Annotated in this window: 14 protein-coding genes and 1 pseudogene; 11 read left to right on the top strand and 4 right to left on the bottom strand. The window is 59.9% G+C overall.

All coding sequences use genetic code 11. The features are described from left to right. Positions 1-143: pseudogene (gene tuf, locus GS612_RS15060) on the top strand (elongation factor Tu); the annotation flags it as partial. 177 nt (positions 144-320) lie between these two features. After that, entirely contained in the window at positions 321-1,268 is a 948-nt protein-coding gene (locus GS612_RS15055) for an aldo/keto reductase (protein ID WP_171363627.1), read from the top strand. Between the two features lie 320 nt (positions 1,269-1,588). On the opposite strand, the gene rpe is transcribed toward GS612_RS15055, so the two are convergent. Together rpe and phnF are read right to left on the bottom strand one after the other, a co-directional pair. Beyond that, positions 1,589-2,278 carry a ribulose-phosphate 3-epimerase gene (gene rpe, locus GS612_RS15050; RefSeq protein ID WP_152457116.1) on the bottom strand — a complete coding sequence of 230 codons (690 nt, stop codon included), beginning with the start codon at positions 2,276-2,278 and terminating at the stop codon, positions 1,589-1,591. 169 nt (positions 2,279-2,447) lie between these two features. After that, complete coding sequence (gene phnF / locus GS612_RS15045; RefSeq protein ID WP_171641417.1) at positions 2,448-3,158, bottom strand: phosphonate metabolism transcriptional regulator PhnF; 711 nt, start codon at positions 3,156-3,158, stop codon at positions 2,448-2,450. Between the two features lie 103 nt (positions 3,159-3,261). Between phnF and phnG the strand changes: the two genes are divergently transcribed. From phnG to phnN, 8 genes are read left to right on the top strand one after another with little or no spacing between them, the layout of a single operon-like run. Next, positions 3,262-3,720, top strand: a complete 459-nt coding sequence (gene phnG, locus GS612_RS15040; RefSeq protein WP_171641415.1) for a phosphonate C-P lyase system protein PhnG — start codon at positions 3,262-3,264, stop codon at positions 3,718-3,720. Beyond that, positions 3,720-4,295, top strand: a complete 576-nt coding sequence (gene phnH, locus GS612_RS15035; protein ID WP_171641413.1) for a phosphonate C-P lyase system protein PhnH — start codon at positions 3,720-3,722, stop codon at positions 4,293-4,295. The genes phnG and phnH overlap by 1 nt, the downstream gene beginning before the upstream one ends. Positions 4,296-4,298: 3 nt before the next feature. Continuing rightward, a complete protein-coding gene (locus GS612_RS15030; protein WP_171641411.1) occupies positions 4,299-5,387 on the top strand; it encodes a carbon-phosphorus lyase complex subunit PhnI in 1,089 nt (362 codons plus the stop codon). Next, complete coding sequence (locus GS612_RS15025) at positions 5,384-5,980, top strand: HAD family phosphatase (RefSeq protein ID WP_171641409.1); 597 nt, start codon at positions 5,384-5,386, stop codon at positions 5,978-5,980. Before GS612_RS15030 ends, GS612_RS15025 begins: the two co-directional genes overlap by 4 nt. Then, entirely contained in the window at positions 5,977-6,837 is an 861-nt protein-coding gene (locus tag GS612_RS15020; protein WP_171117299.1) for an alpha-D-ribose 1-methylphosphonate 5-phosphate C-P-lyase PhnJ, read from the top strand. The genes GS612_RS15025 and GS612_RS15020 overlap by 4 nt, the downstream gene beginning before the upstream one ends. Beyond that, positions 6,834-7,604, top strand: coding sequence for a phosphonate C-P lyase system protein PhnK (gene phnK / locus GS612_RS15015; protein WP_171641407.1), 771 nt, complete (start codon positions 6,834-6,836; stop codon positions 7,602-7,604). Before GS612_RS15020 ends, phnK begins: the two co-directional genes overlap by 4 nt. Positions 7,605-7,626: 22 nt before the next feature. Further along, on the top strand, positions 7,627-8,310 hold the full coding sequence (gene phnL, locus GS612_RS15010; protein ID WP_171641405.1) for a phosphonate C-P lyase system protein PhnL: 684 nt from the start codon (positions 7,627-7,629) through the stop codon (positions 8,308-8,310). Beyond that, positions 8,307-8,855, top strand: a complete 549-nt coding sequence (phnN, locus tag GS612_RS15005; protein ID WP_171641403.1) for a phosphonate metabolism protein/1,5-bisphosphokinase (PRPP-forming) PhnN — start codon at positions 8,307-8,309, stop codon at positions 8,853-8,855. Before phnL ends, phnN begins: the two co-directional genes overlap by 4 nt. Here phnN and GS612_RS15000 read toward each other — a convergent pair. Continuing rightward, positions 8,837-9,520 (bottom strand): DUF1045 domain-containing protein, encoded by a 684-nt coding sequence (locus GS612_RS15000; RefSeq protein ID WP_171641401.1) that lies wholly within the window; start codon positions 9,518-9,520, stop codon positions 8,837-8,839. The two genes, phnN and GS612_RS15000, sit on opposite strands and share 19 nt — an antisense overlap. Positions 9,521-9,572: 52 nt before the next feature. Between GS612_RS15000 and GS612_RS14995 the strand changes: the two genes are divergently transcribed. Continuing rightward, positions 9,573-10,715 (top strand): alpha-D-ribose 1-methylphosphonate 5-triphosphate diphosphatase, encoded by a 1,143-nt coding sequence (locus tag GS612_RS14995; RefSeq protein WP_171641439.1) that lies wholly within the window; start codon positions 9,573-9,575, stop codon positions 10,713-10,715. On the opposite strand, the gene GS612_RS14990 is transcribed toward GS612_RS14995, so the two are convergent. Next, the gene (locus GS612_RS14990) at positions 10,716-11,192 is read right to left on the bottom strand and encodes a class I SAM-dependent methyltransferase (RefSeq protein ID WP_171641399.1); all 477 of its coding nucleotides are present in this window, start codon (positions 11,190-11,192) and stop codon (positions 10,716-10,718) included. Positions 11,193-11,198 lie beyond the last annotated feature (6 nt).

Below are 11,198 nucleotides of genomic sequence, written 5' to 3'. Positions count from 1 at the left end.
CCGAGATGGTCATGCCCGGCGACAACGTGTCGTTCGGCGTTGAGCTGATCGCGCCGATCGCGATGGAAAACGGCCTGCGTTTCGCCATCCGCGAAGGCGGCCGCACCGTCGGCGCCGGCGTTGTGTCGAAGATCATCGAGTAATTCGCGCAAGCGACTGATCAGACGGAAAGGGCGCCCCGCGGGGCGCCCTTTTTGTTAGGACTCAAATGCCATGCTTGCCTCGATTTCAAGACAGCATGCCAATACGCCAAGCTTGCGTTGAACGGCGACCCTCGACACAATTGCAGTCAGAAATGTCCTGTAGGGGAGGATGGTGGGATGACCAAGCATGTTGAAATCGGCCGGACTGGAGTCAGGCTGCCGCAAATAGGGTTCGGTTCAACAGGCCTGGGAAGCATACCTCAGATATATGGGTACGAGGTAGACGAAGGCCGTGCGCTGGACACAATAAGGGCAATTCTCCAGCGCCCGGATGGCTTCATTGACACAGCGCGTGGGTACGCGATGGGTCGAAGTGAAGAGCGTATCGGGCAAGTCATTCGTGAACTGGGGGGGTGGCCTGAAGGCCGGGTTCTGTCCACGAAACTGGACCGGGACATGGAGAGCAACAGGTTTGATGCGACACAAGCGCGAAGGTCACTTGAAGCAAGTCTTCAGGCCCTCGGGGTGGAACAGGTGGATATTCTCCATCTACATGACCCCGAATACGCTGCAGATATTTCGGAAGTGACCGGCACCGGCGGTGCACTTGATGAGCTGTTCCGGATCAAGGAAGAAGGTCTGGCGAAGGCAGTGGGGCTTGCAGGCGGCCGGATTGACGTCCTGATGCCGATGCTGCGTGATCGCGAGTTTGACGTCCTTCTGACACACAACAGGCATACGGTGGTCAACGTGAACTCCGCTCCAATGATCGAGCTTGCGCGGTCCAATGGTGTGGCGGTTCTGAATGCGGCGCCCTATTCCGGAGGAATTTTGGCCAAGGGAAGTTCTGCTCATCATTATTACGTCTATCAGCAGGCGACCGAAGCCGTTCTGGGCCCGGTTCGTGCAGTTGAGAGTATCTGTTCTCGTTACGATGTACCGTTGGGGGCGCTTGCGTTGCAGTTCTCAGTCAAGAACGCAGACATTGCTTCAACAATCTGCGGGGCGACATGGCCGCAACATGTGGACCAAACATTCGAATGGGCCAACTGGGCTATTCCGGATGCGGTTTGGAGCGAGTTGGCGGAACTGGGTCAATCCCAAAACGATCCTGAAACTGGGTAGGGTCTATCGGTTTTTACGTTGCGCGGTGGCTCATCACCCATTTTACAAACCGTATTGGGGTCCTGGTCGCATTTCGCCCTCTGCCAAGTCCTGCGAACCTCACCAATACACGCGGGTTCTCAACAAGAGCGTCAAGGTGGGATGTTTCCCGCCAATTGGGTTTGATGAAGGGTGGTGATGCGCGTCTGTCATCCTCTCAACCGCAAAGTCAAGGAAACGGGCAGAGCGCCTTTTTTGGGCGCGTTCCGCGCGGACTGGAGTCCTTGCTTGACAAGGGCTGTGATCCATACCAGCGGCTGACAGCCGCTGGTGATTGCTTATCAGGACAGTGCTGATTCAGCAGCTGCTCGGACGGCACGGATGTTGTCTCCGTAGACCTGTGGGGTTGAAACCGATCCGCCCTTGAACACCGCGGAACCGGCCACCAGCACATCCGCACCTGCCGCTGCCACAAGCGGAGCGGTTTTCGGGTCGACGCCACCGTCGATTTCAATATGCACCGGACGATCACCGATCATCTGACGCAGTTTTTTGACCTTGCCGGTCATGTCGATGAATTTCTGGCCCCCAAAGCCGGGGTTCACGGTCATCACGCAAACCAGATCCGTGAGGTCCAGCAGATGCTCGACCGCTTCGGCTGGGGTGCCGGGGTTCAGGGCAACGCCGGCTTTCATTCCGGCGCCGCGAATGGCCTGCAAGGTGCGATGGGTATGAGGGCCAGCTTCGACATGTGCGGTCAGAATGTCCGCTCCGGCATCGGCATAGGCCTGGATGTAGGGATCGACCGGCGTGATCATCAGGTGAACGTCCATCACCGTTTTCACATGCGGGCGAAAGGCTTTCACGGCTGGAGGGCCAAAGGTTAGGTTTGGAACGAAATGGCCATCCATCACGTCAACATGAACCCAGTCGGCGCCCTGCGCTTCGATGGCCTGAATTTCCTGTCCGAAATTGGCGAAATCGGCGGACAGGATAGACGGCGCGATCTTGATGGTGCGGTCAAAGCTCATGGTGGCCTCGTTTCAGCTGAAGAGTCGCGGATGCGTATACCCCTGCGCCGGTGGGATGGATAGCCCCCGCAAACGCCGTGTTGCCACAAAACTCTCACCGCGCGGCATCTGACCCGATGGGCTGAGACCTGGGACCGGCGGTCGGATGCGGCTGAGAACCTGTGTTCGCTTATGCCTCGTTCAGGGTCAGCGTTACACGCTCACCCGCGAAAACCGTGCGGCCGTACTCGACTGGCCGTCCATCCGGGTCGGCATTGATGCCGACCGAGAAGAGAACAGGAGCACCTTCAGACAATTGAAGTTGCAGCGCCTGCGTTGCGGTCGCCCCGCGCGCGGTCAGGCGAGTCGACACGCGGACGTAATCCCTGACGCCGCAGGCTTGCAGCGCTTTGGTGACGGATTGGGTTTCGGTCAATGTCTGTAAGATATCCGGAAATCGTACCGCGGGGAAAACGCTTTGAAACAGGGCTATGGGCTGCCCGTCTGCCAGGGACAATCCGTCATAGACATGCACTGGATCACCCTTGTTCAGACCCAGAGCTTCGGCTTCGGCTTCATCGGCGATGCGCGTGGTCAAAGCCAGGATTTTCTTGCCCGGTATCTTGCCGCTGGCCGAGATGTTCTTGTGATAGCGCACCCTTTTGCCGATCGGATAATCCGTTGGCCGTGCCGCAACAAAAACGCCCGCACCGCGCCGAGCGTGCACCAGACCCTGATCAGACATGTCAGCCAAAGCGCGCCGTACCGTGTGGCGGTTGACGCCGTAGGTGGCGGCCAGCTGGGCTTCGGTCGGCAGGCGATCTCCGGTTTGATAGCGCCCCTCGGCGATGTCCGAGGTCAGGCGCAGGGCAATACTTTTCCAGATCGGCGTTTTGCTCATTTCACCAAACCTTCAAACGGTCGCAGATTGCGTTTTGACAACCTGTCGGTTAATATTTGTCTAGTTGTATAGTTCATGTAGACAACCTGTCCAAGAGGCTTTGATGGCAAACCAGACGGAAATCGGGATCAACGCCCGGAAGGAATGGATGGGTCTGCTGGCGCGCGCGCCGGACGCCGCCCTGATGACGCTGTGGGACGGCATTCGGGACTGTCCGAGTTTCGAATGGCTGCGCAGGCCCGAAGTGGGTGGTGTCATGGTGCGTGGCCGCATCGGAGGAACCGGCGCTTTGTTCAACCTGGGCGAAATGACCGTTACGCGCTGCTCGGTCGTGTTGCAGGATGGTACGGTCGGTCACGGATATGTTCAGGGCAGGTCGAAATCCAAGGCAGAAGCGGCGGCATTGATTGATGCGATGATGCAGACGGCCGCTGCGGATGATTTGCAGGAACGGCTGCTTGATCCGCTGAGGCTGCAAATGCAGTCGATCAAGACAGCGCGCGCCGCAAAGGCAGCGGCCACCAAGGTCGAGTTTTTCACGCTGGCTCGGGGGGAAGACTGATGCCGGATCAAATGCGGTTCTCGGGGGGCTTTCAAGACGCACCTGTCGACGCGGCATATGCATTCCGCGCGGCCATGACCGTCATGGCGCGTCCGGGTGAAATCCGCGCCCTGACTGGCTGTGAACCACCTGCGCCCCTGTCCGTTGCGGCCGGCACGCTGCTTCTGACGCTTTGCGACGCCGAGACAAACGTTCACCTGGCGGGTGAAGCCGACACCGAAGTGGTGCGCGAATGGCTGACCTTTCACACGGGTGCACCGATAGTGGCGGCGGAAGAGGCTGATTTTGTCCTTGGTACGTGGAATGCACTGGCGCCGCTCAACACCTATCGTATCGGGACGCCGGAATACCCGGACCGGTCCGCGACGCTTGTTGTGGAATGCAGGCGGCTGGAGCAGAACGGTGCGGTTCTGAGCGGCCCCGGCATCCGGGACACGGCGCGGCTTTCTCTGCCGGATGTTCCGGGTCTTCAGAGCAATGCGCTGCTTTACCCTTTGGGGTGTGATTTTTTCTTCACCTGCGGTGAGGCGGTCGCGGCTCTGCCGCGTAGCACGCAAATCAGGTCGAAAGGGTAAGCCATGTATGTCGCGGTCAAAGGGGGCGAAAAAGCCATCGAGAATGCCCATGCGTGGCTTGCCGAAGAACGCCGCGGTGCGACAGATGTCGCGGAACTGAGCCTTGCGCAGATCCGTGAACAGTTGAGCCTTGCGGTGAACCGGGTCATGGCCGAGGGGTCGTTATACGATCCCGACCTTGCTGCGCTCGCGATCAAACAGGCGCGCGGCGATCTGATCGAGGCGATTTTCCTCGTCCGCGCTTACCGCACGATCCTGCCTCGTTTCGGCTGTTCCAACCCCGTCAAAACCGGCGACATGGCCTGTGATCGCCGGATCTCGGCCACGTTCAAAGATGCCCCCGGTGGTCAGGTTCTGGGGCCAACCTTCGACTACACCCACCGATTGCTGGATTTCAAGCTGGCGGCCGAGGGCGAAGTTCCAAAGGCGCCTGAAGGCCCTGTGCGGCTGGAACCGATGCCACATATTACCGCATTCCTGAAAGGCGAGGGTATCATTCAGGATGAACCTGCCCGCGATGACGTTCCGGGCGATCTGACCCGTGAACCGATGGAGTTCCCGTCCACCCGCCCGGTGCGCCTTCAGTCGCTGACTCGTGGGGATGAGGGCTTTGTGCTGGGCATGGCTTATTCGACCCAGCGCGGTTACGCCCGCAACCACGCCTTTGTCGGAGAATTGCGTATCGGCAAGGTCGTGGTTGAGCTGGACATCCCCGAGCTGGGCTTTGCCGTCGATATCGGCGAGGTCGAGCTGACCGAATGTGAGACGGTGAACCAGTTCACTGGTTCGAAAACGGAACCGCCACAGTTCACGCGGGGCTATGGGCTGGTCTTTGGCCAGTCTGAACGAAAATCCATCGCGATGGCGCTGGTCGATCGGGCCTTGCGGTGGGAAGAGTTGGGTGAAGACAACGTGGGCGCGCCCGCGCAGGATGAAGAATTTGTCCTGAGCCATGCAGACAACATTCAGGCCACCGGCTTTCTCGAACATATCAAGCTGCCGCATTACGTCGATTTCCAGTCCGAGCTGGAACTGGTCCGCAAACTGCGCCGAAAGGCCCAAGAGCGCATGTCAGAGGAGGCCATGGAATGAAAGCCGTCGTTTTTGATATCGGAAACGTTCTGGTCAAATGGGATCCGCATCTGGCATGGCTGGAGGAGATGGGCAGCCGCGAGGCGGTGGCAGAGTTCCTGGCGCGCATCAATTTCCCCGAACGCAACCTGCGGGCCGATGGAGGAGAGATGTTCGCCGATCTGGCCGCTGAACTGGAAAATGCGGAAGATCGGCAGCGCCTCAGTGTTTACGTTGAACGTTATGCCAGAACCGTTCCGCAAAAGATCGAGGGAAGCTGGCGCCTGCTTTACCGCCTGAAAGAGAAAGGCACTCCGGTTCACGCGATCACCAATTGGTCAGCGGAAACCTGGCCTGTCGGCGTGGGGGCACATCCCGAATTGGGCGAAGTGTTTGGTGTCACCGTCGTGTCTGGGCAGGAGAAGCTTTTGAAGCCTCAGCCAGAGATTTTCCATCTGCTGTGCAAGCGGGCCGGGCTTTCACCCGAGAACTGCATTTTCATCGATGACGGGCTGCACAATGTCGAAGGCGCGCGTGCGGTGGGCATGGATGGGATCCACTTCACCGCGCCGCACGCGCTTGAACGCGCTCTTGCAGAAAGAGGCTGCTTATGAGCGCGTACAATTTCGCCTATCTGGACGAACAAACCAAGCGGATGATCCGGCGGGCGATCCTCAAAGGCCTGGCCATACCGGGGTATCAGGTGCCGTTTGCCAGCCGCGAGATGCCGATGCCCTATGGCTGGGGTACCGGGGGCGTACAGGTTTCAGCCGCGACGTTGACGCCCGAGGATACGTTCAAGGTGATCGATCAGGGCGCAGACGACACCACCAACGCGGTATCCATCCGCAAGTTCTTTGAAAACACCGCAGGGGTCGCCACCACGGAAAAGACGGAACAGGCCACAATCATTCAGACCCGCCACCGCATCCCCGAGGCAAAACTGCGCGAAGACCAGATCATCGTTTATCAGGTGCCGATTCCGGAACCTCTGCGCTTTCTGGAACCGCGCGAAACCGAGACGCGCAAGATGCACAGTCTTGAGGAATACGGGCTGATGCATGTGAAATTGTACGAGGATATCAGCCAGCACGGGGCGATTTCGACCGCTTATGCCTATCCGGTGAACGTGGCTGGACGCTATGTCATGGACCCGTCCCCAATTCCGAAATTCGACAATCCAAAGCTTGAGATGGACGCGATCCAGCTGTTTGGTGCCGGGCGCGAGCAGCGGATTTACGCGGTACCCCCGCATACCAAAGTCGTGAGCCTCGATTTCGAGGACTACCCGTTCGAGGCCACCAAGGCCGATCATCCCTGCGACCTGTGCGGGGCCGAAGACAGCTATCTGGATGAGGTCATCACGGATGACGCGGGCAACCGGATGTTTGTCTGTTCCGACACGGATTACTGCCGGTCACGCCGCGAGGCGGGCCATGCAGGTCGATTGGCCGAAGGGAACGCGCAATGACCCCTCTGCTGCAAGTCAAAGGCATTAAAAAAAGCTATGGCCGCCGGATCGGATGCGCGGATGTGAGTTTTGATCTCTTCCCCGGAGAAGTAATGGGAATCGTTGGTGAAAGTGGGTCCGGCAAGTCGACCTTGCTCAACTGTATGGCCGGTCTTCTGAAGCCTGACGCCGGGCAGGTGGTTTTTGATACCCGTGCAGACGGCCCGGTCGATACGGTTACAATGTCCGAGCCAGAGCGCCGGATGCTGAGCCGCACCGACTGGGCCTTTGTCCATCAACACGCGCGCGACGGGTTGCGGATGTCTGTCAGCGCAGGAGGCAATATTGGCGAGCGGCTGATGGCTGTCGGCGGGCGCCACTATGGCAGCATTCGGGGCAAGGCCATTGACTGGCTGGCCCGGGTCGAAATTGACGAGAGCCGCGTCGATGACCGCCCCAGCGCGTTTTCGGGCGGGATGCAGCAGCGTTTGCAGATCGCGCGCAATCTGGTGACAGGTCCTCGGCTGGTGTTCATGGACGAACCGACCGGTGGTCTGGATGTGTCGGTGCAGGCGCGTTTGCTGGATTTGTTGCGCGGACTCGTGCGTGAGATGAGGTTGAGTGCGATCATCGTTACCCATGATCTTGCCGTGGTGCGTCTGCTGGCGGATCGGTTGATGGTGATGAAAAGCGGTCGCGTGGTCGAGGCCGGGTTGACGGATCAGGTGCTGGACGACCCGCAACATGCCTATACGCAGTTGCTGGTGTCCAGCGTTTTGCAGGTTTGAGGCTTTGGAGAAAGATGAAGCGATGATTGAACTTGTTGACGTCAGCAAAAGCTTCACCCTGCACAATCAGGGCGGCGCCACGATCCCGGTGGTGAAAGGCGCGTCTCTGAAAGTGGAACCGGGTGAGTGCGTCGCCCTGACCGGGCCGTCGGGTGCAGGCAAATCCACGCTGATGCGTGTGATCTACGGCAACTATCTGGCGGCCTCTGGTCAGGTGCTGGTCGCAGGGTTGGACGTGGCCCGGGCTGAACCGCGGCAGATCCTGTTGCTGCGTCGTGACACCTTGGGCTATGTCAGCCAGTTCCTGCGGGTCGTGCCTCGGGTGCCGACGCTGGACGTTGTGGCAGAGCCGCTGCTGGCCGTGGGCTGTGACAGGCAAGTGGCAATGGACAGGGCAGCCGGGTTGCTGAAACGGCTGAATATTCCCGAACGTCTGTGGACCCTCAGCCCGACGACCTTCTCGGGTGGCGAAAAGCAGAGAGTGAACATTGCGCGGGGCTTTGCGCATGAATATCCGGCAATGCTGTTGGATGAACCGACCGCAAGCCTGGATGCGCAGAACCGGGAAACCGTCTTGTCCCTGATCGAAGAGGCCAAGAACAAGGGCGTGACGATTGTCGGGATTTTTCACGATCTCGACGCACGCGAACGGGTCTGTGACCGCGAGGTCGATGTCTCGGACTACACGCCGGGGATGGCTGCATGACGCTTGCTCCGGTCATAGCGGTCGTGGGTCCTTCGGGGGTCGGAAAGGATAGCGTAATAAACGCGCTGGTGGCCCGGGCGTCGGGTGTTCAGCGGCTGCGGCGGGTGATTACCCGCCCCGAAGGCGAAGACGGCGAAGATTTCGACCGGGTCTCGGTCGATACATTTCAGCGAATGGAACGGGATGGTGCGTTTGCGCTGAGTTGGCATGCGCATGGGCTGTATTACGGTGTGCCGAAGACAATCACGCGGCAGCGGCAGGTGGCCGAGGCCGTTCTGGTCAACCTGTCACGAACGGTGTTGCTTCAGGCGCAGGAGGTGTTTGGTGATCTGCTCGTGATATCCCTGACGGCAAAGCCCGAGGTTCTGTCCGAACGCCTGTCCTTAAGAGGGCGGGAAAGCAAGGCGGAACAGACGCGGCGTCTGGACCGGGCCCAAACGTCTTTGCCCAAAGGTTTGAACCAGGTCCTGGAAATCGACAACTCCGGTGCGATGGAAGATACGGTTGCCGAAATTCTGTCGCACCTTCAACCGGAAAGCCCATAGCGATGGATAAGGTGGAAGCGCCCGTCCTCAGCCTCGCCCGTAAGGGCCAGATCCGTGATCTGGAAGGGCTGGGGCAGCAGTGGGACCAGATGGGTTTGCAGCGCGTTCCCAGTTGCTCTCAGGGTCGGTTTGTCCAGCTTGCCGCTCAGCGTGATGTGAAAGCGGAACGCGTCCAGTACGTAAGGATAGCCCCACTGAACCAGGTTGGCGTCTTGCTCTGGGGTCAACCCGGCGGCGCGGCGGCGGGCCAGTTCGGCCTCGGAGGTAGGCGCACGAAAACTGTCCAGTTCCCGAACACAGGCCGCGGCAAGCGCATTCAGCGCCCGCGTCTCACCCAGCGGACGCAGGGCCAGAAAACGCCCAAACCGCGCGATCTCGAGGCCATCCAGCGACACAGGTGGTTGGCGGGAGGCGAGCGAGCTGCACGCCTCTTGCAGGGCATCGAATGTTTTGCCGTCGCGCAGTCTGAACGGTGGCTTCAGTGTCGCGTGCAGCCCGTACTTGCGCGGCACCTCCGTGATGGCTGCAACGTCGATGCCTTCGACAATCGGATGGGCAACGGGCTTTCCCGCCTCGATGTCCCAACCCAGCCAGCTGGTTGCAAATTTCGCCCATTCCGGGCCCGCGGGCGGCGCAAAATAGATCGCGTATCGCGTGAATGTCATATCGGCCTCCTCTTGCGTGGCTTTCCTCGGTCTCAACATGCGTGAAGTTCAGATGACAGAAGACTTGATCCTTGCCAATGCCACGCTTGTATTGCCGAATGAAACCGTAACCGGCAGTGTCCGGATTGTGGGTGACGCCATCGCTGAAATCGACACCGGAAACAGGGTTCCCGCGGGCGCGATAGATTGCGAAGGCGACTATGTCAGCCCCGGCCTTGTCGAGTTGCACACGGACAACCTTGAACGTCACATTCAACCCCGCCCACAGGTGAACTGGCCCCATGCCGCCGCAATTCTTGCGCATGATGCGGAATTGGCCGGCGCCGGGATCACGACAGTGTTCGATGCCATGCGGGTTGGATCGATACCGTCGGGCGCGCGGCGGTATGGGAAATACGCCCGTGGCCTGTCGCAGGAGTTGTGGGATCTGCGCGAACAGGATGCGCTCAAGATCAGCCACTTTCTGCACTTGCGGGCCGAGCTGTGTTCGGAAACTCTGGTTGAAGAGCTGAGCGAATTTGGACCGGAAGACAGGGTTGGCATTGTGTCCATAATGGATCACACACCCGGTCAGCGTCAGTTTCGCGATATGGGCAAGCTGGAGACCTATCTGAAGGGCAAATATGCCATGGACGATGATACGTTCCTTCAGCACGTGGCGCAATTGAAAGGGCTTCGAGATCGCAATGGCGCACTGCACGAGGTCGAAGCTGTCAAAGCTGCCCGCCGTTTCGGAGCAGTATTGGCCAGCCATGACGACACGACTGAAGATCAGGTGAAAGTGTCCGCAGGTCACGGCATCCGTCTGGCCGAATTCCCCACAACCGTCGAAGCGGCACGCGCCTGCCACAAGAACGACATTCGAGTCATGATGGGCGCGCCGAACATAATCCGCGGGGGGTCGCATTCAGGCAATGTTGCTGCCTACGAGCTGGCCCAGCTTGGGTATCTGGACATCCTGTCTTCGGATTATGTGCCGTCGGCCTTGTTGCTGTCGGCGGTTAGGCTGGGCGAGATCTGGGGCGACCTGGCGCGGGGGATGAAGACAGTAACGCTGGCCCCGGCTCGGGCGGCAGGGTTGGAGAAGCGGGGCGAGTTGCGCGCCGACGCCCGCGCCGATGTCATCCGCTTCCGGATGCGCGCGGGCGTACCCGTCCCGAGTTCGGTCTGGGTGCGCGGTCGACGCGTGGCGTAATCAGGCCGTGTAGAACAGGTACCGGTCCGGGGCGATTGTCTTGGGCCCCTGGATCTGGGCAAAGCCGACCAGGGGCTGACCTGAAATCAACAACCCTCCGGGCTGCATGACTTTCGCGATCAGCGGGCTGAGACGCTCTGCTTCGGCGACGTCCTCGTGCTTGATGCCGCGTCCGAAATCGTAATGCGCCAGCGCGATCCTATGCCCGTCGGCCGCCAGTCTGAGCAGCATCGGTTCAGCCTCACCTTGCAGGAAATCCTCGGCCGGGGGGGTGCTGTCCGGATGGCATTGCAGGACCCGATCCATCACCCAGATCCGGCGCTCTGGCAGGATTTCACACAGGTGGTCATAGGTGCGGCCATTGCCCAGGCCCATATCCAGCACATCCCCCGGCTGGCCACTGATCCGCTCGGCCGCCCAGTTCAATCCGTCGCGTTGGGCCGTCAGTCGGCGCAGCATGGAATCCAATCGGCTCATGGTGAT

Source organism: Ruegeria sp. HKCCD6157 (genome assembly GCF_013110685.1).
Classification (GTDB): domain Bacteria; phylum Pseudomonadota; class Alphaproteobacteria; order Rhodobacterales; family Rhodobacteraceae; genus Ruegeria.
The sequence above is the reverse complement of the archived record's forward strand: the minus strand, read 5'-3'. Positions and strand labels throughout refer to the sequence as shown.